18 protein-coding genes, 4 tRNA genes, 3 rRNA genes and 1 riboswitch are annotated in these 23,632 nt (G+C 53.5%); of the genes, 5 read left to right on the top strand and 20 right to left on the bottom strand.

Features of this window, described 5'->3' with window-relative positions:
* Positions 1-24: 24 nt before the first annotated feature.
* The 4 genes from ilvE to ilvL all read right to left on the bottom strand — a co-directional run bounded on the left by ilvE (position 25) and on the right by ilvL (position 3,110).
* Positions 25-954 (bottom strand): branched-chain-amino-acid transaminase, encoded by a 930-nt coding sequence (gene ilvE / locus FNY10_RS25210; protein ID WP_100686170.1) that lies wholly within the window; start codon positions 952-954, stop codon positions 25-27.
* 16 nt (positions 955-970) lie between these two features.
* Positions 971-1,228, bottom strand: a complete 258-nt coding sequence (ilvM, locus tag FNY10_RS25205; protein WP_100686169.1) for an acetolactate synthase 2 small subunit — start codon at positions 1,226-1,228, stop codon at positions 971-973.
* On the bottom strand, positions 1,225-2,871 hold the full coding sequence (gene ilvG, locus FNY10_RS25200) for an acetolactate synthase 2 catalytic subunit (RefSeq protein WP_160704102.1): 1,647 nt from the start codon (positions 2,869-2,871) through the stop codon (positions 1,225-1,227). The genes ilvM and ilvG overlap by 4 nt, the downstream gene beginning before the upstream one ends.
* Before the next feature lie 140 nt (positions 2,872-3,011).
* On the bottom strand, positions 3,012-3,110 hold the full coding sequence (gene ilvL / locus FNY10_RS25195) for an ilv operon leader peptide (protein WP_071996002.1): 99 nt from the start codon (positions 3,108-3,110) through the stop codon (positions 3,012-3,014).
* 148 nt (positions 3,111-3,258) lie between these two features.
* On the opposite strand from ilvL, the gene FNY10_RS25190 reads away from it, so the two are divergent.
* Both FNY10_RS25190 and FNY10_RS25185 read left to right on the top strand, forming a co-directional pair.
* Positions 3,259-3,453 carry a hypothetical protein gene (locus FNY10_RS25190; RefSeq protein WP_131050020.1) on the top strand — a complete coding sequence of 65 codons (195 nt, stop codon included), beginning with the start codon at positions 3,259-3,261 and terminating at the stop codon, positions 3,451-3,453.
* 21 nt (positions 3,454-3,474) lie between these two features.
* The gene (locus FNY10_RS25185) at positions 3,475-4,995 is read left to right on the top strand and encodes a YifB family Mg chelatase-like AAA ATPase (RefSeq protein ID WP_160704104.1); all 1,521 of its coding nucleotides are present in this window, start codon (positions 3,475-3,477) and stop codon (positions 4,993-4,995) included.
* Positions 4,996-5,018: 23 nt separating this feature from the next.
* On the opposite strand, the gene FNY10_RS25180 is transcribed toward FNY10_RS25185, so the two are convergent.
* Positions 5,019-5,357 (bottom strand): DUF413 domain-containing protein, encoded by a 339-nt coding sequence (locus FNY10_RS25180; RefSeq protein WP_004869479.1) that lies wholly within the window; start codon positions 5,355-5,357, stop codon positions 5,019-5,021.
* Between the two features lie 118 nt (positions 5,358-5,475).
* On the opposite strand from FNY10_RS25180, the gene hdfR reads away from it, so the two are divergent.
* Positions 5,476-6,297, top strand: a complete 822-nt coding sequence (gene hdfR / locus FNY10_RS25175; RefSeq protein ID WP_100686165.1) for an HTH-type transcriptional regulator HdfR — start codon at positions 5,476-5,478, stop codon at positions 6,295-6,297.
* A gap of 93 nt (positions 6,298-6,390) precedes the next feature.
* On the opposite strand, the gene FNY10_RS25170 is transcribed toward hdfR, so the two are convergent.
* The 9 genes from FNY10_RS25170 to btuB form a co-directional block, all read right to left on the bottom strand.
* Positions 6,391-6,466: transfer RNA gene (locus tag FNY10_RS25170), tRNA-Trp, on the bottom strand.
* 55 nt (positions 6,467-6,521) lie between these two features.
* A tRNA-Asp gene (locus FNY10_RS25165) sits at positions 6,522-6,598 on the bottom strand.
* A gap of 98 nt (positions 6,599-6,696) precedes the next feature.
* Positions 6,697-6,812: ribosomal RNA gene (rrf, locus tag FNY10_RS25160) — 5S ribosomal RNA — on the bottom strand.
* 200 nt (positions 6,813-7,012) lie between these two features.
* A 23S ribosomal RNA gene (locus tag FNY10_RS25155) occupies positions 7,013-9,918 on the bottom strand.
* Positions 9,919-10,124: 206 nt separating this feature from the next.
* A tRNA-Ala gene (locus FNY10_RS25150) sits at positions 10,125-10,200 on the bottom strand.
* Between the two features lie 109 nt (positions 10,201-10,309).
* A tRNA-Ile gene (locus FNY10_RS25145) sits at positions 10,310-10,386 on the bottom strand.
* A 69-nt stretch (positions 10,387-10,455) separates the two neighbouring features.
* Positions 10,456-11,995: ribosomal RNA gene (locus tag FNY10_RS25140) — 16S ribosomal RNA — on the bottom strand.
* The 16S, 23S and 5S rRNA genes sit together here with 4 tRNA genes alongside, the layout of an rRNA operon.
* 382 nt (positions 11,996-12,377) lie before the next feature.
* Entirely contained in the window at positions 12,378-13,229 is an 852-nt protein-coding gene (gene murI, locus FNY10_RS25135; protein ID WP_160704106.1) for a glutamate racemase, read from the bottom strand.
* On the bottom strand, positions 13,174-15,030 hold the full coding sequence (gene btuB, locus FNY10_RS25130; protein WP_160704108.1) for a TonB-dependent vitamin B12 receptor BtuB: 1,857 nt from the start codon (positions 15,028-15,030) through the stop codon (positions 13,174-13,176). Before btuB ends, murI begins: the two co-directional genes overlap by 56 nt.
* Positions 15,031-15,095: 65 nt before the next feature.
* Positions 15,096-15,277, bottom strand: a riboswitch (cobalamin riboswitch).
* 115 nt (positions 15,278-15,392) lie between these two features.
* Here btuB and trmA point away from each other — a divergent pair.
* The gene (gene trmA / locus FNY10_RS25125) at positions 15,393-16,493 is read left to right on the top strand and encodes a tRNA (uridine(54)-C5)-methyltransferase TrmA (protein ID WP_100685397.1); all 1,101 of its coding nucleotides are present in this window, start codon (positions 15,393-15,395) and stop codon (positions 16,491-16,493) included.
* A gap of 40 nt (positions 16,494-16,533) precedes the next feature.
* On the opposite strand, the gene FNY10_RS25120 is transcribed toward trmA, so the two are convergent.
* Positions 16,534-16,893, bottom strand: a complete 360-nt coding sequence (locus FNY10_RS25120; RefSeq protein WP_100685398.1) for a YijD family membrane protein — start codon at positions 16,891-16,893, stop codon at positions 16,534-16,536.
* Positions 16,894-16,908: 15 nt separating this feature from the next.
* A complete protein-coding gene (gene fabR, locus FNY10_RS25115; protein WP_100685399.1) occupies positions 16,909-17,544 on the bottom strand; it encodes an HTH-type transcriptional repressor FabR in 636 nt (211 codons plus the stop codon).
* 196 nt (positions 17,545-17,740) lie between these two features.
* Here fabR and sthA point away from each other — a divergent pair, with 196 nt between their 5' ends.
* On the top strand, positions 17,741-19,141 hold the full coding sequence (sthA, locus tag FNY10_RS25110; protein ID WP_100685400.1) for a Si-specific NAD(P)(+) transhydrogenase: 1,401 nt from the start codon (positions 17,741-17,743) through the stop codon (positions 19,139-19,141).
* On the opposite strand, the gene oxyR is transcribed toward sthA, so the two are convergent.
* The 4 genes from oxyR to argC all read right to left on the bottom strand — a co-directional run bounded on the left by oxyR (position 19,124) and on the right by argC (position 23,581).
* Positions 19,124-20,041, bottom strand: coding sequence for a DNA-binding transcriptional regulator OxyR (gene oxyR / locus FNY10_RS25105; protein WP_004869452.1), 918 nt, complete (start codon positions 20,039-20,041; stop codon positions 19,124-19,126). The genes sthA and oxyR overlap by 18 nt on opposite strands.
* Positions 20,042-20,317: 276 nt before the next feature.
* The gene (argH, locus tag FNY10_RS25100) at positions 20,318-21,691 is read right to left on the bottom strand and encodes an argininosuccinate lyase (protein ID WP_100685401.1); all 1,374 of its coding nucleotides are present in this window, start codon (positions 21,689-21,691) and stop codon (positions 20,318-20,320) included.
* Between the two features lie 102 nt (positions 21,692-21,793).
* Positions 21,794-22,570: an acetylglutamate kinase gene (argB, locus tag FNY10_RS25095; RefSeq protein ID WP_100685402.1), complete on the bottom strand. Its 777-nt coding sequence runs from the start codon at positions 22,568-22,570 to the stop codon at positions 21,794-21,796.
* Positions 22,571-22,576: 6 nt separating this feature from the next.
* Complete coding sequence (gene argC / locus FNY10_RS25090; protein ID WP_100685403.1) at positions 22,577-23,581, bottom strand: N-acetyl-gamma-glutamyl-phosphate reductase; 1,005 nt, start codon at positions 23,579-23,581, stop codon at positions 22,577-22,579.
* Positions 23,582-23,632: the final 51 nt, after the last annotated feature.

Genomic DNA, 23,632 nt, shown 5'->3' with positions numbered 1-23,632 from the left:
TTTTATGCTTATGCTTGAATATATTTACGGGTTAACCTGATCCAACCAGCCCCATTTATCTTCGGTTTCACCGGTGAAGAGGCCAAAGAAAGCTTGCTGAATACGTTTGGTGACCGGGCCGCAGCGACCTTCGCCAACCTGAATACCGTCAACGCTGCGCACCGGGGTGATTTCCGCAGCAGTACCAGACATAAAGACTTCATCCGCCAGATACAGAGATTCGCGGGACAGCACCTGCTCGCGGACTTCAATATCCAGATCTTTTGCCAGTTTAATGATCGCGTCGCGGGTAATGCCCGGCAGCGCAGAAGAGGTAAATGGCGGAGTGAACAACACGCCATCTTTCACTTCAAACAGGTTTTCACCCGCGCCCTCGGAGATATAGCCGTTGACGTCCAGCGCGATCCCTTCCTGATAACCATGGCGGCGCGCTTCGCTGCCAACCAGCAGGGAAGAGAGGTAGTTACCACCGGCTTTTGCGGCGGTCGGGATGGTGTTGGGCGCGGCACGGTTCCAGGAAGAAACCATCGCATCGATCCCCTGATCCAGCGCTTCAGCGCCAAGATAAGCTCCCCACGGGAACGCCGCGATGATCACGTCAGTACTGTATCCCGCAGGCGGGTTAACGCCCATGCCGACGTCGCCAACAAAGATCAGTGGACGAATATAAGCGCTGGTCAGGTTATTTTTGCGGATAACTTCGCGGCAGGCTTCCATCAGCTCATCAATGCTTTGAGAGACCGGGAAACGATAGATTTTGGCTGAGTCATGCAGACGCTGCATATGTTCGCGATGACGGAACACCACGGGTCCTTTATGCGAGTCGTAGCAACGGATGCCTTCAAACACGGAAGTGCCGTAGTGAAGCGCGTGAGACATCACGTGAACCTTCGCCTCTCCCCACGGAACCATCTCGCCGTTGAACCAAATGTAATCAGCTTTTTTCGTCGTCATTTTTCTTCCCTTGCGCTTATGCGCGGATTTGTTGTGATGTTGGTTGCTGGATCTCGACGCAGGCGACGTCGACCAGCTTACTTAATTGACTAAACAGTAATTCGACGGGCCGCTGACTGGCAACGGTCAATTCAATATTTATGTTGCCGGCATCTGCCGTGGTTTCCATATTCATGGAACAAACCTGAAAGCCGCGGTGGCGTACCACGCGCAGCACGCGTTCTAAGGTTTCCGGGTTGAAACGAGCCTGTAAAGCGACCTGATGTTGCATCATGATAATTTCTCCAGCATTTCTGCATTACTGGCACCGGGCGGTACCAACGGCCAGACGTTCTCAAGTTCATCGATTGAGACATGAAGCAGGTATGGCCCCTGGCTCGAAAGCATGGTGTCGAGAGCCGCTTCAACCTGGTCTTTACGGGTGATGTGCTGACCAGGAATGCCAAAGGCGCTGGCCAGCGTGACAAAATCGGGGTTATCGGTGAGGGTGGTTTCGCTATAGCGCTCCTCGAAAAACAGCTGCTGCCACTGACGCACCATGCCCAAACGCTGGTTATCCAGTAACAGGATCTTCAACGGCAGCTGTTTACGTTTCACCGTACCCAGCTCCTGCACGTTCATCATGAACGAGCCATCGCCGGAGACGCAGATAACGGTATCGTTCGGACGGGCAACCTGAGCGCCAACCGCAGCAGGCAGGCCAAAACCCATCGTGCCCAAACCGCTGGAGGTAATAAAATTCTCAGGGCGTGTATAGGTCATATGCTGCGCTGACCACATTTGATGTTGACCCACGTCGGTTGTGACAACGCTATCGACCGGCTTACGGTCGGAGAGCTGTTTGAGCAGCAGCGGCGCGTAAATGCCCTCACCCGGATGGTCATAGCGCCATGCGTGCTCGTCACGCAGCGCCTGATTATGCTGGCGCCAGGCGTCGATAGTCAGCGGTTTCTGCAGCGCTGGCAGCAACGTATTCAGATCGCCCACCAGGGCGACATGCGCCTGACGCAGCTTGTTCAGCTCCGCCGGATCGATATCCAGATGGATAACCCTGGCGTGCGGAGCAAAGGTGTTCAGTTTCCCGGTGACACGGTCATCGAAGCGTGCGCCGACGGCGATCAGCAGGTCACATTCCTGTACCGCCAGGTTGGCCGCTTTGGTGCCGTGCATCCCCAGCATTCCCAGATAGTACGGATAGCCCGCATCAACAGCCCCCAGACCCTTCAGCGTGCAGGTAGCCGGCATTTGTGTCACGGCGATAAATTCGCGTAAAGCAGGAACCGCCTGCGCCATGCCCACACCACCGCCGACGTACAGCATCGGTTTTTGCGCGGTGGCTAACATCTGCAGCGCCTGCTCAACTTCTGCGTGAGGGAAGGCAACATCGTTATCAACCGTTGAGAAATACGGTTCAAGTTCGCCCTTCGCCAGCTGGATATCTTTTGGGATATCAACCAGAACCGGGCCTGGGCGGCCAGAGTTTGCGACCTGGAAAGCTTCAGCGATCACTTGCGGCAGTTCTTCCAGCGACTGCACGAGGAAACTATGTTTCGTACAAGCCAGAGACAAACCAAGGACGTCCACTTCCTGGAAAGCATCGGTACCGATAAACGGCGCCGCGACCTGACCGGTGATGGCGACAACCGGGATAGAGTCCAGTAACGCGTCAGCCAGGCCGGTGATCAGGTTCGTCGCGCCTGGACCTGATGTGGCGATACACACGCCGGTTTTGCCGGTGGCACGAGCATAGCCGATGGCGGCCATCGCCGCCCCTTGCTCGTGGCGGCACAACAGGTGTTCCACGCCGCCGTCATACAATGCATCGTAAACCGGCATAATCGCGCCACCAGGATAGCCAAAAACCGTGTCGACCCCCTGTGTCCGCAAAGCATGTACTACCCACTGCGCCCCATTCATAGTTAGTTCCCCGTCATAGTTCGGGAGAAACAGAATTTTATGCTACTCGTCATTCTCTGCTCCTCGCTTATCATTTTTAAGTTATAAAAAAACCCCCGGACCTTTCGGTGCGGGGGTCTTAGTTCGTTAAGGCTTGATTTCTAAGCCTTTTCTCGTCCAAGTGCAGCCCCGCACGGTGGGATAATAATCACCACCACGCTAATCACGACCAGGCTAATCACTCGTAGAAGGGCTGTCATTTTCTGTACTTTCTGGCTTCTTGTTCGAAGGAATGCCTAAAGAGTTACCACAGATATGACAATAAACACAAGGTTTTTTTATACATTACTTACTGATCGCGCTAACAATTTTTTGTAAAACATTTGTTTTTAATAGAAAAAATATAAAATGAAAAAAATTCAATTTATCGATCTTTTTTATGGCGATGCGGCAGTTTCCCCAATACCCTATTTCACTATGTTGACCGCCTGCGATGCCGATTCCACCATGAGTGAAATGTCACGCTATCCGGCGATATTCGCTGGAACATGCCGCGCAGAATATATTTTTTACTGCTTACTGACCATTATTCAACCGACATAATGCCCGTACTCAGGAGGCATTATGTCACTCGCGATTATTTACACACGGGCTGCTTTCGGTATCAGTGCCCCGCTTATTACGATCGAAATTCATATCAGCAACGGGCTTCCCGGGTTAACCATGGTAGGGCTTCCTGAAACCACGGTAAGAGAGGCTCGCGACCGGGTACGCAGCGCAATAATTAACAGCGGCTATACGTTCCCGGCCAAAAAGATCACCATCAATCTGGCTCCTGCCGATTTGCCAAAAGAAGGCGGGCGATATGATCTCCCCATCGCTCTCGCGCTTCTGGTCGCCTCAGAGCAGCTAGATGCGTCCAGGTTGAATCAATATGAGTTTATCGGCGAGCTCGCGCTCACAGGGGCGCTACGTGGCGTTCCTGGCGCTATCTCCAGCGCAATGGAGGCGATAAAAGCCGGACGACAAATTATCGTCGCCGAGGATAACGCCGCGGAAGTGGGGCTCATTGAGGGCCATGAGTGCCTTGTCGCCAGGCATCTTCAGGAAGTGTGTGCTTTTCTCGAGGGACGCCATGCGCTCACCCCTTCCCTGCCGGAGGAAGAACATCCTGATGACCCTCTGCCTGACCTGAGCGATGTTATTGGCCAGCAGCAAGGAAAACGTGCGTTGGAAATCGTTGCCGCAGGGGGTCACAACCTGCTGTTGATTGGCCCTCCCGGTACAGGAAAAACCATGCTTGCCAGCCGACTGCCAGGTCTTCTGCCGCCATTAAGCAATCAGGAGGCGCTCGAAAGCGCCGCCATCCTTAGTCTGTTGAATCGCCATCATGCCACTAAACAGTGGCGCAGGAGGCCGTTTCGCAGCCCACATCACAGCGCGTCTCTCGCAGCCATGGTGGGAGGCGGTTCAATCCCGATCCCCGGAGAGATCTCGCTGGCACACAACGGGGTGCTATTTCTGGATGAACTACCGGAGTTTGAACGTCGGGTGTTGGATGCTTTGCGGGAGCCGATAGAGTCCGGGAAAATACATATTTCACGAACGCGTGCGAAAATTGACTACCCGGCACATTTTCAGCTTATCGCGGCCATGAATCCCAGCCCAACCGGGCATTACCAGGGTCATCATAATCGTGCATCACCGGAACAAACCTTACGCTATCTGGGGCGCCTGTCCGGGCCGTTTCTCGACCGGTTCGATCTCTCGCTGGAAATTCCGCTCCCGCCTCCAGGCGTGCTCAGCCAGGCCGTCGCTGGCGTGGAAAATAGCGCCAGCGTGAGGAAGCGGGTTCTCGCCGCCCGAGACAAACAACTGGCCCGGCAGGAGAAACTCAATGCCGACCTGGAGAGTAATGAAATGAAAATCTGGTGTCCGCTCAGTAAAGAGGATGCTATCTGGCTGGAACAGGTGCTATCGCAGCTGGGGCTTTCTATCCGCGCCTGGCAGCGTCTGCTGAAAGTCGCCCGGACCATCGCCGACATAGGAGGTGAATCCCGTATTGAGCGCCGCCACCTGCAGGAGGCCCTTGGCTATCGAGCGATAGACAGAATGCTGAACCATCTGCAAAAACTCATGGCGTAAAAAAAGGGCTTACGCCCTTTTTCTTAATCATCGCTTTCGGTGTAATCTTCAGCGCCTTCAACCTGCGGTTTCCCCCCGGACAGCGTATGAAAACGCTTAGGCCGCTTAATACGCGCCATATACTTAATCCAGACGCGTTCCATTTCCGTGGCTGGCTCACGCTCACCACGACATACCGAAACAAATTGTTTTTCATCTTCGGTGACAGGTTCGCGTTTACCCAGTTCCAGTTCGTTCAGGGCATAACCATGCTGTTCCAGCAGTTGTGCCTCTTTGATGGTGAAATCACCATGACGGGAAAACCCGCGCGGATAATGTTTATTATCGAAAAAACGATTAGTCGTCATAAAGCTTTCCGCCATCCTACACGCTCCTGATTCTTTGGCCGAGCTATTTATGGCGCGGAGTATTAGTTACGCTTGACAGAGTGTAAAACAAAAGATTTAAATCATTACGACAAATAATTTTGCGGAGAAGAGTGTGGATACGGAATTGCTCAAAACTTTCCTTGAGGTGAGCAGAACTCGCCACTTTGGACGAGCAGCAGAGGCGCTTTATCTGACGCAGTCGGCCGTCAGCTTTCGTATTCGTCAGCTGGAAAACCAGCTCGGCGTTAACCTTTTTACCCGCCATCGCAATAACATCCGCCTGACGTCAGCCGGCGATAAACTCCTGCCGTATGCCGAAACCCTGATGAACACCTGGCAGGCGGCACGAAAAGAGGTTGCAAACGCTTCCCGGCATAATGAATTCTCAATTGGCGGCAGCGCATCTTTGTGGGAATGCATGCTTAACGGATGGCTGGGGAAGCTCTACAAAGAGCCCTGTAACCTGCAGTTTGAAGCGCGGATTGCGCAGCGACAATCGCTTGTTAAACAGTTACATGAACGACAGCTTGATCTACTGATCACAACAGAATCGCCGAAAATGGACGAATTAAGCAGCCAGTTACTCGGTAATTTTACCCTGGCACTCTACTGCGCCTCGCCATTTAAGACGAAGAATGAATTGAATTATTTGCGCCTGGAATGGGGCCCGGATTTCCAACAAAATGAAGTCGGACTGATTGGCGGTGATGATGTTCCGCTGCTGACAACCAGTTCTGCTGAACTGGCCTGTCAGCAACTCGCCGCGCTAAATGGCTGCACATGGCTGCCGACACGCTGGGCGAAGGATAAAAGCGGCCTGCATACGGTGACGGACAGTACAACGCTATCTCGGCCTCTGTACGCTATCTGGCTACAAAACAGCGATAAACAGGTACAGATCCGCGAAATACTGAAGACAAACATACTGGAATAATGCACGCCTCCGGGGACGGAGGATGCCGGGAAATTCTGGAGATGGAAAATAACGGACAAAAAAAAATCCTTTGCCTGGGCAAAGGATTATATATGGCAGGGGCGGAGAGACTCGAACTCGCGACACCCGGTTTTGGAGACCGGTGCTCTACCAACTGAGCTACGCCCCTAAATTTCCTACTATTAAGCCCGCTAATTGACTTAGCAGGCTTAACTTTTAATAAGTGGCGGAACGGACGGGACTCGAACCCGCGACCCCCTGCGTGACAGGCAGGTATTCTAACCGACTGAACTACCGCTCCACCGAATTCTGTTTTACTGCTACCGCTTGTCACCCCGGTTGACTACTTTAACTGTCGAACCACTCACAACATCGCTGTGATTGCGTTCTTAATTTGATGCCTGGCAGTTCCCTACTCTCACATGGGGAGACCCCACACTACCATCGGCGCTACGGCGTTTCACTTCTGAGTTCGGCATGGGGTCAGGTGGGACCACCGCGCTAGTGCCGCCAGGCAAATTCTTGGTGCTCAGTACGCAATTCTTTATCGCATCAGCCGTGTTGCTGCTGCGCTCGTAAAGTCAGTCACATACTTCAGTATGCTCCTTCCTTTACTTCGCTTGTCGCCTTGCTGCTGCGCAAATTATTGCGTACTCAACCCTGAATCTAAGCTGAAAATCTTCTCTCAAATCCGCCAAAACAGCTTCGGCGTTGTAAGGTTAAGCCTCACGGTTCATTAGTATCGGTTAGCTCAACGTATCGCTACGCTTACACACCCGACCTATCAACGTCGTCGTCTTCAACGTTCCTTCAGGACTCTCAAAGAGTCAGGGAGAACTCATCTCGGGGCAAGTTTCGTGCTTAGATGCTTTCAGCACTTATCTCTTCCGCATTTAGCTACCGGGCAATGCCATTGGCATGACAACCCGAACACCAGTGATGCGTCCACTCCGGTCCTCTCGTACTAGGAGCAGCCCCCCTCAATTCTCCAGCGCCCACGGCAGATAGGGACCGAACTGTCTCACGACGTTCTAAACCCAGCTCGCGTACCACTTTAAATGGCGAACAGCCATACCCTTGGGACCTACTTCAGCCCCAGGATGTGATGAGCCGACATCGAGGTGCCAAACACCGCCGTCGATATGAACTCTTGGGCGGTATCAGCCTGTTATCCCCGGAGTACCTTTTATCCGTTGAGCGATGGCCCTTCCATTCAGAACCACCGGATCACTATGACCTGCTTTCGCACCTGCTCGCGCCGTCACGCTCGCAGTCAAGCTAGCTTATGCCATTGCACTAACCTCCTGATGTCCGACCAGGATTAGCTAACCTTCGTGCTCCTCCGTTACTCTTTGGGAGGAGACCGCCCCAGTCAAACTACCCACCAGACACTGTCCGCAACCCGGATGACGGGTCTACGTTAGAACACCAGCCATTAAAGGGTGGTATTTCAAGGTTGGCTCCATGCAGACTGGCGTCCACACTTCAAAGCCTCCCACCTATCCTACACATCAAGGACCAGTGTTCAGTGTCAAGCTATAGTAAAGGTTCACGGGGTCTTTCCGTCTTGCCGCGGGTACACTGCATCTTCACAGCGAGTTCAATTTCACTGAGTCTCGGGTGGAGACAGCCTGGCCATCATTACGCCATTCGTGCAGGTCGGAACTTACCCGACAAGGAATTTCGCTACCTTAGGACCGTTATAGTTACGGCCGCCGTTTACCGGGGCTTCGATCAAGAGCTTCTCCTTACGGATAACCCCATCAATTAACCTTCCGGCACCGGGCAGGCGTCACACCGTATACGTCCACTTTCGTGTTTGCACAGTGCTGTGTTTTTAATAAACAGTTGCAGCCAGCTGGTATCTTCGACTGAGTTCAGCTCCACGAGCAAGTCGCTTCACTTACCATCAGCGTGCCTTCTCCCGAAGTTACGGCACCATTTTGCCTAGTTCCTTCACCCGAGTTCTCTCAAGCGCCTTGGTATTCTCTACCTGACCACCTGTGTCGGTTTGGGGTACGATTCGTTGTTACCTGATGCTTAGAGGCTTTTCCTGGAAGCAGGGCATTTGTCACTTCAGCACCGTAGTGCCTCGTCATCACACCTCAGCGTTAATAAGGTACCGGATTTACCTGGAACCTCCGCCTACATGCTTAAACCGGGACAACCGTCGCCCGGCCAACATAGCCTTCTCCGTCCCCCCTTCGCAGTAACACCGAGTACAGGAATATTAACCTGTTTCCCATCGACTACGCCTTTCGGCCTCGCCTTAGGGGTCGACTCACCCTGCCCCGATTAACGTTGGACAGGAACCCTTGGTCTTCCGGCGAGCGGGCTTTTCACCCGCTTTATCGTTACTTATGTCAGCATTCGCACTTCTGATACCTCCAGCAACCCTCACAGGCCACCTTCAACGGCTTACAGAACGCTCCCCTACCCAACAACACATCGTGTCGCTGCCGCAGCTTCGGTGCATGGTTTAGCCCCGTTACATCTTCCGCGCAGGCCGACTCGACCAGTGAGCTATTACGCTTTCTTTAAATGATGGCTGCTTCTAAGCCAACATCCTGGCTGTCTGTGCCTTCCCACATCGTTTCCCACTTAACCATGACTTTGGGACCTTAGCTGGCGGTCTGGGTTGTTTCCCTCTTCACGACGGACGTTAGCACCCGCCGTGTGTCTCCCGTGATAACATTCTTCGGTATTCGTAGTTTGCATCGGGTTGGTAAGTCGGGATGACCCCCTAGCCGAAACAGTGCTCTACCCCCGAAGATGAGTTCACGAGGCGCTACCTAAATAGCTTTCGGGGAGAACCAGCTATCTCCCGGTTTGATTGGCCTTTCACCCCCAGCCACAAGTCATCCGCTAATTTTTCAACATTAGTCGGTTCGGTCCTCCAGTTAGTGTTACCCAACCTTCAACCTGCCCATGGCTAGATCACCGGGTTTCGGGTCTATACCCTGCAACTTAACGCCCAGTTAAGACTCGGTTTCCCTGCGGCTCCCCTATTCGGTTAACCTTGCTACAGAATATAAGTCGCTGACCCATTATACAAAAGGTACGCAGTCACCTAACAAGTAGGCTCCCACTGCTTGTACGTACACGGTTTCAGGTTCTTTTTCACTCCCCTCGCCGGGGTTCTTTTCGCCTTTCCCTCACGGTACTGGTTCACTATCGGTCAGTCAGGAGTATTTAGCCTTGGAGGATGGTCCCCCCATATTCAGACAGGATACCACGTGTCCCGCCCTACTCTTCGAACTCACAGCCTGTGCATTTTAGTGTACGGGAGTATCACCCTGTACCCTGCGACTTTCCAGACGCTTCCACTAACACACAAACTGATTCAGGTTCTGGGCTGCTCCCCGTTCGCTCGCCGCTACTGGGGGAATCTCGGTTGATTTCTTTTCCTCGGGGTACTTAGATGTTTCAGTTCCCCCGGTTCGCTTCGTTAAGCTATGTATTCACTTAACGATAGTGTGTCGAAACACACTGGGTTTCCCCATTCGGAAATCGCCGGTTATAACGGTTCATATCACCTTACCGACGCTTATCGCAGATTAGCACGTCCTTCATCGCCTCTGACTGCCAGGGCATCCACCGTGTACGCTTAGTCGCTTAACCTCACAACCCGAAACTGTTTCGTAAAACGGTTCGTGTTGCGAAAATTTGAGAGACTCAGACACACCGCTTTTCCTTTCTTATTACGGAGAAAGGAAACAGTGTGTCGTTTCAATTTTCAGCTTGATCCAGATTTTTAAAGAGCAAAACTTCGCAGCATACCTTTTCAGGTACACTCTGAAGTTTTCTTGTTGTGCAGCAGTAAAGGATGGTGGAGCTATGCGGGATCGAACCGCAGACCTCCTGCGTGCAAGGCAGGCGCTCTCCCAGCTGAGCTATAACCCCATCGTAAAATGCTAATCTCTGTATCCTAATTCGTTTCCGGGCAAGGCGCGGTGGTGCGAAGCATACTGAAGTATGCGAGCATCGCCGTAACACAGCACGGAGGTGAATTTGGTAGGCCTGAGTGGACTTGAACCACCGACCTCACCCTTATCAGGGGTGCGCTCTAACCACCTGAGCTACAAGCCTGCAGAGATTTTTACTGCTACTTTTTCATCAGACAATCTGTGTGAGCACTACAAAGGCAGGTTCTTCAGGTAAGGAGGTGATCCAACCGCAGGTTCCCCTACGGTTACCTTGTTACGACTTCACCCCAGTCATGAATCACAAAGTGGTAAGCGCCCTCCCGAAGGTTAAGCTACCTACTTCTTTTGCAACCCACTCCCATGGTGTGACGGGCGGTGTGTACAAGGCCCGGGAACGTATTCACCGTAGCATTCTGATCTACGATTACTAGCGATTCCGACTTCATGGAGTCGAGTTGCAGACTCCAATCCGGACTACGACATACTTTATGAGGTCCGCTTGCTCTCGCGAGGTCGCTTCTCTTTGTATATGCCATTGTAGCACGTGTGTAGCCCTACTCGTAAGGGCCATGATGACTTGACGTCATCCCCACCTTCCTCCAGTTTATCACTGGCAGTCTCCTTTGAGTTCCCGGCCGGACCGCTGGCAACAAAGGATAAGGGTTGCGCTCGTTGCGGGACTTAACCCAACATTTCACAACACGAGCTGACGACAGCCATGCAGCACCTGTCTCAGAGTTCCCGAAGGCACCAAAGCATCTCTGCTAAGTTCTCTGGATGTCAAGAGTAGGTAAGGTTCTTCGCGTTGCATCGAATTAAACCACATGCTCCACCGCTTGTGCGGGCCCCCGTCAATTCATTTGAGTTTTAACCTTGCGGCCGTACTCCCCAGGCGGTCGACTTAACGCGTTAGCTCCGGAAGCCACTCCTCAAGGGAACAACCTCCAAGTCGACATCGTTTACAGCGTGGACTACCAGGGTATCTAATCCTGTTTGCTCCCCACGCTTTCGCACCTGAGCGTCAGTCTTTGTCCAGGGGGCCGCCTTCGCCACCGGTATTCCTCCAGATCTCTACGCATTTCACCGCTACACCTGGAATTCTACCCCCCTCTACAAGACTCAAGCCTGCCAGTTTCAAATGCAGTTCCCAGGTTGAGCCCGGGGATTTCACATCTGACTTAACAGACCGCCTGCGTGCGCTTTACGCCCAGTAATTCCGATTAACGCTTGCACCCTCCGTATTACCGCGGCTGCTGGCACGGAGTTAGCCGGTGCTTCTTCTGCGAGTAACGTCAATCGATGAGGTTATTAACCTCACCGCCTTCCTCCTCGCTGAAAGTACTTTACAACCCGAAGGCCTTCTTCATACACGCGGCATGGCTGCATCAGGCTTGCGCCCATTGTGCAATATTCCCCACTGCTGCCTCCCGTAGGAGTCTGGACCGTGTCTCAGTTCCAGTGTGGCTGGTCATCCTCTCAGACCAGCTAGGGATCGTCGCCTAGGTGAGCCATTACCCCACCTACTAGCTAATCCCATCTGGGCACATCTGATGGCATGAGGCCCGAAGGTCCCCCACTTTGGTCTTGCGACGTTATGCGGTATTAGCTACCGTTTCCAGTAGTTATCCCCCTCCATCAGGCAGTTTCCCAGACATTACTCACCCGTCCGCCACTCGTCACCTGAGAGCAAGCTCTCTGTGCTACCGTTCGACTTGCATGTGTTAGGCCTGCCGCCAGCGTTCAATCTGAGCCATGATCAAACTCTTCAATTTAAGTTTGATGCTCTTAGAATTAAACTTCGTAATGAATTACGTGTTCACTCTTTGAGACTTGGTATTCATTTTTCGTCCGAGGACGTTAAGAATCCATGTCACTTTGAGTGCCCACACAGATTGTCTGATAAATTGTTAAAGAGCAGTTGCGACGGCGCTTAGCGCTCTGTCGCGAGGTCCCGTATAATACGTTTTCCTCATTCAGAGTCAAGCATTTATTTTTGCTTTTCTCTGGCAGAATTTTCGCATAAACCCTGCTGACCCGGCGGCTTGTCTGCCGTTGTTCCGTGTCAGTGGAGGCGCATTATAGGGAGTTCTGAGACGTTGACAAGCCCTGTTTTAAAAAAACTTTTCAACCGTCTCTTTTTTGTGCAAAACGCGATTAAAGTGGCAGTTTTTCCAGCGTCGCAAAGCCATAACGTCGTAAAACGGGCAAAAGTTGTTCAGTTTCAGCCGTCAGCGCCATGCAATAAGCAATATTTGGGTCACTGGATTTCGCATCTGGTGCCTCATGTTCCAGCAACCAGACGGTACGACGAGCAATCGCAGCGCCTGAATCGATCATCCGTGTCCCTTCCGGCAGCACCTGTTGCAGTTCTTCCTGTAAGAGAGGGAAATGCGTGCAGCCCAGCACCACCGTATCCGGCGGCTCCGCCATTCGCAACCACGGGCGCAGAATACGCCGTAACTCTTCCAGCGGGACCGGTTCGCCGTGCAGCTTCGCTTCCGCCAGTTCAACGAGTTCAGCGGAACCCAGCATTTCTATCTTACATTCATTCGCAAAGCGGCTTATCAACTCGCGCGTGTAGGGACGTTTGACCGTTCCACGCGTCGCCAGCAGACCAACGACACCGTTCGCCGTCAAACGCGCCGCAGGTTTAATCGCCGGGACGACGCCCACAACAGGAAAGGCGAATTTTTCACGAAGGGCGGGAAGAGAGACCGTGCTGGCGGTGTTGCAGGCGATGACGGCCAGCGCCAGCGGATAACGTTGTTGAACGGCAGTGATAATTTCGAGCACGCGTTCAACGATAAATTCTTCACTCTTCTCCCCGTAAGGAAAAGCAACGTTATCGAAAGCGTAGATGTAATGCAGATTCGGCAGAAGCTGCCGAATCTCATGATAAACCGACAACCCACCGACGCCGGAGTCAAACACCAGCACGGTGGGACGTGGATCAGAAGGTGTAGCTGCCAGACAAGGTGTATTCTCGTCCTGCAGTTGGGTAGCCATAAGCTGTCTCGTAATCTTTATCGAACAGGTTGGCTATTTTACCACGAACTGTCAGGTGCGAGGTGAACGGATATGACAATCCGACATCCCACAAGCTCAGACCACCCATTTTTACATCACGATTGTTGTCATAATCGTTATCGTAACGCTGACCAAGGTACTGATACATCACGTTCCAGCCGATATCATAGACCTGTCCGGTCAGTTCATACTTCACCTGTTGTTTGGCGCGGCGGTAAAGTACTTTGTCCGTTTCATCATCCCGCGGATCGACATACTGCATCGTCAGGTGATGTTCTACCGGGCCGGTCGTGATATTCCCCGTCCATTCCAGGCCTTTGATAGTGGCCGACTTCACGTTGACATACTGACTATTTTTATAGCTAATCAGGTTTTGAATCTCATAACGATAAGCGGAGAGACGCCAGTCCAGCGACCCCGTAAGCCCATTAATCCCTGCTTCCCACTGTTTAGACTCTTCCGGCTTCAGATTCGGGTTGGCGGCGATCCCAGGGAAATAAGCTGAGGCATAACGCGTCGCACCGAACTGCTGGCCAAGAGACGGTGCCAGAAAACCGGTTCCGTAGGAGAGCGTTGCCTGATAGCCATCAACAAACTCCCAACCTGCGGCAGTCTGCCACGTGCCGTGCCAGCCGAACTGCTGATCATGGTCTTCACGACCAGATGCTTCCAACGTTACGCTGTCGATCTGCTGCTGGCCTGTCAGGTAAAGCCCGGTAGTGTCGCGCTTATAAGCATCCGCCTTTGTCGTGCTGCTGGAAGTCAGCTTTTCCTGTTTCCAGTCAACACCGCCGCTAATCGCTCCATGCCCAACTTCAACGTTATTACCCCACTGGATATAACGCTGTTCCATGTTATCCAGCGTAGCATCTCCCGCATAGCGGCCAAGATCGTTGCTATAGTTGTAATTTTTAAGATGCTGATAGTTAGCAATCAACTGAGAGGAATAGATACCAGAGTTGTAACGCAAACCAGTATCCCAGGACTGAGTGTAGTTCTGACCTTCATCATTACCGCCAGCATAACCATACGACCCCTGGTCGTAGTCGGTATTTGCGGTATATCCGTAGCCACGGAAGAAACCAGAGAGATTGTCGTCAAACTTATGCTGCACACCGCCCCAGAACAACTTGTTACGATAACCGTCACGATCGCTGTCGCCAGGATAGGTCGAATCAGGCTTAACGTTAAAGCCTTTAGTCGTTTGATAAGCGCCAGCGGCCGTTACCATCGTATCGCCAAAACGTTTATTAATGGCACCGTCATAAGTCTGGTAACTATCCGTCCCTATCCCTGCATTAATCTGCGCACGCTCGTCGTCACTCATCGTGATAATGTTCACCACGCCGCCAATCGCACCGGAACCATAAACCGCAGAGCGTGGTCCGCGGATATATTCGACACGTTGAACCAACGATACCGGAATCTGCCCAATATCAATACCATTGGAAATTCCCGGTCGCGCCATCGGTACACCGTCAATAAGCACCAGCACATGGCGCGCTTCGGTACCACGCACATACAGGGAGGAACTCTTCCCTATACCACCGGTCTGCGAAATATCCACCCCCGGCAGCCGACGCATAACGTCATTTAAATCCTTCGCCTGCCAGCGATCGATATCTTCCCGGGTTACCACATCGGTCGGTGCAAGAACCGTATTCACCGGCTGTTGAAAACGATTTGCTGTCACCACTAACGTGTCTGAATTGCTGTCTTGCGCCCAGCCAGAAAATGCCGTGACGGAGAGAGCCGTCATCAGCGAAGCTTTTTTAATCATTGTAAAAGCATCCGTAACATATAAAGGATGCCGCTGGTTTCATCAGTAGCACGCGATGATAGAAACCAAATGCGACGTATTCCGGCAGGTCTTCGGGCTTGGGGCGTGTTATGGATGAGGACTTCCCACCAGATATCGGCAGTGTCTGCACAATGCGTTCATCCCACCTTCCTTACCGCTGCGCGTCAGCCCCAGATTTACACTGGGTTCCCTTTTAACTCACAGGACCGGTTACACAATGCTATAATTAGAAACATATAGATGTCCAGACTTCTATAATTATATTTGATCTCTTCTCCGGGCTGGACATCGCCTGCGCTTTCCCTACAATCCCCGCGTACTTATTTTATTCAGGATGCATCATGACCCCAGAACACCTTCCGACCGAACAATATGAAGCGCAGCTGGCAGAAAAAGTCGTCCGTCTGCAAAAAATGATGGTGCCTTTTGCCGCGCCGGTTCCGGAGGTGTTTCGTTCGCCGGTGAGTCATTATCGTATGCGTGCTGAATTCCGCTTGTGGCATGACGGTGACGACCTGTACCACATCATGTTCGACCAGCAGACCAAATCCCGGATTCGCGTCGATAGCTTCCCGGCGGCAAGCGAACTCATCAATCAACTGATGATCGAGATTCTTGACGGCGTGCGCGATAACCCGGTTCTGCGTCACAAACTGTTCCAGGTCGATTATCTGACGACCATGAGCAATCAGGCCGTGGTATCGCTGCTGTACCACAAAAAACTCGACGACGAGTGGCGTCAGCAGGCCGGGCTCCTGCGCGATGCGCTGCGCGCGAAAAATCTCAACGTACATCTGATTGGCCGGGCCACCAAAACCAAAATCGAGCTCGATCAAGATTACATCGATGAGCGTCTGCCGGTTGCCGGCCGCGAAATGATCTATCGCCAGGTAGAAAACAGCTTCACTCAGCCGAACGCCGCCATGAATATTCAGATGCTGGAGTGGGCGCTGGATGCCACCAAAGAGGCGACGGGGGATTTACTGGAGCTGTACTGCGGCAATGGTAACTTCTCGCTGGCCCTGGCGCGCAACTTCGATCGCGTCCTGGCCACGGAAATCGCTAAACCGTCGGTCGCGGCAGCGCAGTACAACATTGCGGCTAACCATATTGAAAACGTGCAGATTATCCGTATGGCGGCGGAAGAGTTTACGCAGGCCATGAACGGCGTACGGGAGTTTAACCGTCTGCAGGGTATTGACCTGAAAAGCTATCAGTGCGAGACGATTTTTGTCGATCCGCCGCGCAGCGGGCTGGATAGCGAAACCGAGAAGATGGTGCAGGCGTACCCGCGTATTCTGTACATTTCCTGTAATCCGGAGACCCTGTGCCAGAATCTGGAAACCTTAAGCCAGACCCATGACGTCACGCGTCTGGCGCTGTTCGATCAGTTCCCGTACACCCATCATATGGAATGCGGCGTCCTGCTCACGAAAAAGTAAACGCAAAACCCGGCAACGCAATGTTGCCGGGTCACAAGGCTTACTCTGCCGCCGCATCCTTACGGTTACGAATCCGGTAGCCGATCCAGAACACGGTAATCACCGACAGCACGGCCGGGAAGAAATTAGAGCCGATGTCCGGATATTCCGCGCGTACCACGGTGCTATACAGCAGAACGCCGAGAATAAAGCAGGCAGCCGCCAGGCCAGGCAGCCCCACGGGCATACTGCGATTCTGATAGCGCTGATGCAGACAGTAAATGGTCAGCAGCAGAGACAGAACCGGGAAGATGGAAAAGGGAACAATCGAGCTGAACAGCGCGGCGAAGGTTCCATTAATGGATAAACCAGCGATCAGCGCCAGCAGCAGCGTACCTTTATCTTGAACTGAGTGTTTCATTGCTCGTCCTTCACGTTATTCGGAATGATGTGACATTTTTTCTTGTTCGCGGCGATACCAGTAATACGCGCCTTTCGCGATCATTCTGAGCTGCAGTACCAGTCGCTCTTCCAGCTGCCGGCGTTGTTCAGGACTGATGTCCAGCGCCTCAGCGCCCGCGCTGAAAACGATAGTGACCATAGCTTCAGCCTGCGCTTCGGTAAAGGCGCGCGGCATATGGTTTTCGATTTCTAAATAATCGGCAAGTTCCGCGATGAAATGTTGAATTTCACGCGCCACGGCGGCACGAAACGCCGCGGATGTGCCGGAACGTTCCCGCAACAACAGGCGAAAAGCGTTTGGGTTATTACCTATAAATTCCATGAATGTGGAGACAGAGGTGCGAATCACGCTGCCGCCTTTAGCGATACGCTGCCGCGCCTGGCGCATCAGCTGACGTAGCATGAGCCCGCTCTCGTCGACCATCGTCAGACCGAGTTCGTCAACATCGCGAAAATGGCGATAAAAGGACGTTGGTGCAATCCCCGCCTCGCGCGCAACTTCGCGCAAACTCAAGCTGGCGAAACTCCGCTCAGCGCTCAGCTGGCTGAATGCGGCTTCGACCAACGAACGTCGGGTTTTCTCTTTTTGTAGCGCTCTTACGCCCATCACGATGTCTGAATCCTTCCAATAGACCTGCTGGCACTATACCAGAGATTAAAACTAATCGGTCTAGACAGCTTTGTGAATGATTGTTTACGAGCCGAATCTGCTTTTATGCCGCAAAAAAGCACAACGATAATTGGGTTAAAGTCCGGCGAATGTTATCATCGTGTTTATTTTATGTATAAAACAGGTGAGTAATGCCATGTCACACTCTTGGGATTATGATGCAATAGTGATTGGTTCCGGCCCTGGCGGTGAAGGTGCTGCGATGGGACTGGTTAAGCAGGGCGCGCGCGTCGCCGTTATTGAGCGCTATCATAACGTCGGCGGCGGCTGTACCCACTGGGGTACCATCCCGTCGAAAGCCCTCCGCCATGCCGTCAGTCGTATTATCGAGTTTAACCAAAACCCCCTCTACAGCGACCATTCCCGTCTTCTTCGTTCTTCCTTCGCCGACATTCTTAACCATGCCGACAGCGTCATTAACCAGCAAACCCATATGCGTCAGGGTTTCTATGAGCGTAACCACTGCGAAATATTGCAGGGCAACGCGCATTTTGTTGATGAACACACCCTCGCCCTGGAATGTCACGACGGTACCGTCGAAACGGTCACCGCGGAGAAATTCGTCATCGCCTGCGGCTCCCGTCCATATCATCCGGCTGATGTCGATTTTTCCCACCCGCGCCTTTACGACAGCGATTCTATCCTCAGCCTGCAGCACGAGCCCCGCCATGTCATTATCTACGGCGCCGGGGTGATTGGCTGCGAATACGCGTCCATCTTCCGCGGTATGGAAGTCAAAGTGGACCTGATTAACACCCGCGATCGTCTGCTGGCATTCCTCGATCAGGAGATGTCCGACTCCCTCTCCTATCACTTCTGGAACAGCGGCGTGGTTATTCGCCACAACGAAGAGTACGAGAAGATTGAAGGCCATGATGACGGCGTGATCATGCATTTGAAATCGGGTAAAAAACTGAAAGCAGATTGCCTGCTGTACGCCAACGGGCGTACCGGTAACACCGATTCTCTGGCGCTGGAAAATATTGGCCTGAAAACCGATAGCCGCGGCCAGCTCAAGGTCAACAGCATGTATCAGACCGCGCTGCCGCATATCTATGCCGTAGGCGACGTCATCGGTTATCCAAGTCTGGCATCAGCCGCTTACGATCAGGGTCGCATCGCCGCGCAGGCGCTGATTAAAGGTGAGGCGTCCGCCCATCTGATTGAGGATATCCCGACCGGTATCTACACCATCCCGGAAATCAGCTCCGTCGGTAAAACGGAGCAGCAGCTGACCGCCATGAAAGTACCGTACGAAGTGGGTCGCGCGCAGTTTAAGCATCTGGCGCGTGCGCAAATCGTCGGCATGAGCGTGGGCACACTGAAGATCCTGTTCCATCGGGAAACGAAAGAGATCCTTGGGATTCATTGCTTTGGCGAGCGCGCGGCCGAGATTATTCATATCGGCCAGGCGATTATGGAGCAAAAAGGTGGTGGCAACACCATTGAGTACTTCGTCAACACCACCTTTAACTACCCAACCATGGCGGAAGCCTATCGGGTCGCCGCGTTAAATGGCTTAAACCGCCTGTTTTAACGCTTTGTCGAAATGGCCATCCATAGTGCTGCGGATGGCCTCCGCCAGATGCTCGTAGCGGCTGCGCAGCGGTGAACCGGGGCGATACACCAACCCTATGGTGCGTCTAGGCTCCGGCTTAATGCACGGGATATAGACCACGCCATCGCGTTTTCTCTCCTGCGGCACCGCTAACGCCGGCAGCAGCGTAATACCGCTGCCTGCGGCCACCATGTTGCGCAGCGTTTCGAGGCTGGTCGCGCGGAAATGCGTATCTTCATCCGCACCGGCCTCAAAACAGAACCCCATCGCCTGATCGCGCAGGCAGTGGCCATCTTCCAGCATCAGCAGCTTTTCCCCGGCCAAATCAGACATCGGCACGCGATCGCGATTTGCCCACGGGTGATCCTCGTAGATTGCCAGCATCATCGGCTCGTCAAACAGCGGTACCTCGATAAAGGCCTCGCTCTCTTTCACCAGCGCGAGGATCGCGCAGTCAAGCTTGCCGCTGTCCAGTTGGGCCAGCAGCTGATGCGTTTGCGCTTCATGCAGGTACATTTCCAGCTTTGGAAATGTCTGGTGCAGCATCGGTATGATTTGTGGTAACAGGTAAGGACCAATAGTCGGAATCAGGCCTATATGCAGCGGCCCGGACATGGTCTCACCCTGTTGACTTGCCATTTCCTTGAGCACTTTGACTTCGCGTAACACGGTACGCGCCTGATCCACCAGCAACAGTCCGGCCTGGGTAAACAGCACCTTACGGCTGGTGCGCTCCAGCAACATGACCCCAAGTTCATCCTCCAGCTTGCGGATTTGTCCGCTAAGCGTGGGTTGGCTGACGTGGCAGGAGTCCGCCGCGCGCCGGAAGTGGCGGTGCTCGGCTAGCGCAACCAGGTATTCAAGATCGCGAATATTCATTATTCATCCTCCGTCGCCATGATAGTTCATGGCGATAGATAGCATAGCAACGAACGATTATCCCTATCAAGTTTTCTGTTCAATAATAAACCCAGAAACGAGGCGAAAGTCAGAAAATCACGACATTGCCTCAGCGCATTCCCTGACCAGACAACTAAAGCCAACGTGAACTTTTGCGGACCTTGTGTCCGCTTTTTTTTACATAAAAAAGCCCGGGCAGAGCCCGAGCCTGTTTTATCACTGATCCAGTGAGTCTTACCCGCGAAAAGTGAAGGTTTACGCCAGACGCTGTTTGGCGTCAGCAATCGCCTGGGCAACCTGCTTCGGCGAGACGCCGCCTTTTGCCAGGCGCTTATCGAGGCAAGACTGCAGCGACAGAATCGGATAGACATCGTCGGCAATCACACCGCTAAACTTCTGCAGGTCGGCCAGCGCCAGATCTTCCAGCGGTTTACCCTGGGCAATCGCCTCAACAACCGCTTCCCCGACGATATGGTGCGCCTCACGGAACGGGACGCCTTTCGCAACCAGATAATCCGCCAGTTCAGTCGCATTCGCGTAACCCTGCTGCGCCGCCTCTTCACAACGCGGACGCTTAACCTGAATGCCATCCAGCACCAGCGTCGCCATATGCAGGCAATCAAGCCAGGTATCGAGCGCGTCGAACAGCCCTTCTTTGTCTTCCTGCATATCTTTATTGTAGGCCAGCGGCAGGCCTTTCAGAGTCATCATCATCCCGGTCAGGGCCCCCTGAACGCGGCCGCATTTTCCGCGGATAAGTTCGAGCGCATCCGGGTTCTTTTTCTGCGGCATCAGCGAGGAACCGGAGGTGACGCGATCGGACAATTCAATAAAACCGGCTTCACCGGTATTAAAGAAAATCAGGTCTTCGGCGAAACGCGACAGGTGAACCATGCCAATCGACGCATCGGAGAGCAGTTCCAGTACGTGGTCGCGATCAGAAACGCTGTCCAGGCTGTTGCGGGTCGCCGAGGCAAAACCCAGCCAGTCGGCCAACTGCTCACGATCGATATCATAAGCGGTACCCGCCAGCGCACCGCAGCCCAGAGGGCTGACGTCCAGGCGCTTGAGGGTATCCTGCAGACGGCTTTCATCGCGCGCCAGCATCTCAACGTAGGCCAGACACCAGTGGGCGAACGTCACCGGCTGCGCGCGCTGCAGATGGGTATAACCCGGCATCACGGCATCCTGGTTGTTCTGCGCCGTATCCACCAGCGCACTTTGCAGCTGGCGATTTGCTAAGAGCAGCTCCGCGACGGTATCTTTACACCACAGCTTCAGATCGGTTGCCACCTGGTCGTTACGGCTACGCCCGGTATGCAATTTCTTACCCAGCTGGCCCACTTTGTCGATCAGTTTCCCTTCCACCCAGCTGTGAATATCTTCGGCATCGCTAGCAAGAATTTGCTGCGGATTCGCCCGCACCTCTTCCAGCAGCACGCTTAATGCCTCTTCCAGCTGCTGCTGCTCGGCGGCACTCAGAACGCCCACCGTCACCAGCGCTTTAGACCAGGCGACAGAGCCAACGATATCCTGCTCCGCCAGACGATAGTCGAAGCGCAAAGAGTCGTTGAACTGCTTGAACCGCTGATCTGCTGCCTGAGTAAAACGTCCGCCCCAAAGTGCCATAACCCTTTCCTTAAATTCGTTTAGTTCTGCCGGGCGATGCTTCGCTAACCCGACCTACAGTCTTGTAGACCCGGCAAACAATACGCCGCCGGGCATGAAATATTAAGCCAGAATACGCGTGCCGATCGGCGTGCCATTAAACAATGCCGGCAGCTGTTCCGCATGGCGCCAGGAGGCGATATCCACCGGGCGGCCCAGCGCCCGCGCCGCATCCAGCGCGGCATTCACCTTGACGATCATGCCGTCAGTGATAATGCCTTGTTCGATCAGCTGCTCCGCCTTCGCCGCGGTCATTTCCGCGATACGCTGGCCTTTGCCATCGAGAATACCGCTGACATCAGAAAGCAGAATCAGATCCGCGCCGAGCGTCGCCGCCAGCGCAGTGGCCGCCTGGTCAGCATTGACGTTCATCAGCTGTCCTGCATCGGTCACGCCGATTGAACTGACCACCGGCAGGTAGCCGCCCGCCAGCAGCGTGTTAATCAGCGCCGGCGATCCCGGCTGCGCCAGACCAACGTGGCCCAGCTCTTCATCAAGCTGAGTGACCTTTACGCTGTCGCCATCGCCAAGGAATAGGCCGACGGACGCAAGATGGTGTTTTTTCGCCCATGCCAGCAGCGTCTTATTCGCGGTTCCCGCCAGCGCGCCGGTAATAATGTCGATTTGATCCGCTGGCGTCACCCGCAGACCGTTTTTCTTGCTCACCGGCAGGTTGAGCTGCTTCATCAGTTCATCCACCACACAGCCGCCGCCGTGCACAATAACCAGCGGGCGATGATGCGTTTCACGGTAATTGACCAGCGCGGTAAACAGACGCTCCAGCGCTTCTTCGCTGTCGAGCAAAACGCCGCCGAGTTTGATAATTAATGGGTTCATCATCACACCTTAAATAAGAGACTGCGTTTCAGCAAAGCCGAAACGAATATTCGCGCACTGTACTGCCTGTGCCGCCGCGCCTTTCAGCAGGTTATCTTCCGCCGCCACCACGATAATATGCTGGTCCTGAACCGCAAAACCGATATCACAGAATGGCAGACCTACGACGTTTTTCAATGCGGGCACGCTTTTATCGTATAAACGGACCAATGGCTTATCGGCATACGCCTGCTGGAACACTCCGGCAACCTGCTCTTTGCTGACGCCAGGCTTCAGGCGGCAGGTAATGGTTTCCAGAATCCCACGTTTAAAGTTGCCAAGATGAGGCGTAAAAATCACCTCTGCGCCAAGATGGGTCGAGATTTCCGGGTGGTGGCGATGGTTGAACACGCCATACGGCTGCAGGCTGACTTCACAGAAGCTATTGCCGATGGCCGCCTTACGACCCGCACCGCTGACGCCGCTGGTCGCGTTGATCACCGGCCACTGGGTAAGATCCAGCAGGTCCGCATCGATCAACGGCTTCAGCGACAGCTGAGCCGCCGTCGGATAGCAGCCCGGTACGGCAACCAGATTCGCCTCTTTCAGTTTGTCGACGCTCCACTCCGCCAGGCCATACACCGCCTGCTCGAGCAGGGCCGGATGCTGATGCGTAAAGCCGTAATATTTTTCGTAGAACGCACCGTCGTTGACGCGGAAGGCGCCGGATAAGTCGAACACCACGCAGCCTGCGGCCAGGAACTGCGGCGCCAGGTCGTGGCTCACTTCATGGGCGGTCGCGAGGAAGACGACATCCACCCCGGCGCTAAATTCGCTGATATCTGACATCGGCTGCAGCGGTAAATCCACAATGCCTTTCAGCTGCGGATGCAAATCGGAAATTAATTTCCCTGCATCATTGCTTTGCGCGGAGACCGTCAAAGCGGTTATGGTCATATGAGGATGGCGATTTACATAGGTCACTAGCTCTGCGCCGGCATAACCGCTGGCACCCACAATCAGCGTCTTCAACATCGGGGCTCTTCACCTTCTTACGTCATATTTGCCCAGGAAGCATCTCTCTTC

It is taken from the genome of Klebsiella sp. Lac1, assembly GCF_009825425.1.
GTDB lineage: Bacteria > Pseudomonadota > Gammaproteobacteria > Enterobacterales > Enterobacteriaceae > Klebsiella > Klebsiella electrica.
Note: the sequence above shows the minus strand (reverse complement) of the source record. Positions and strands in the feature narration are given on the sequence as shown.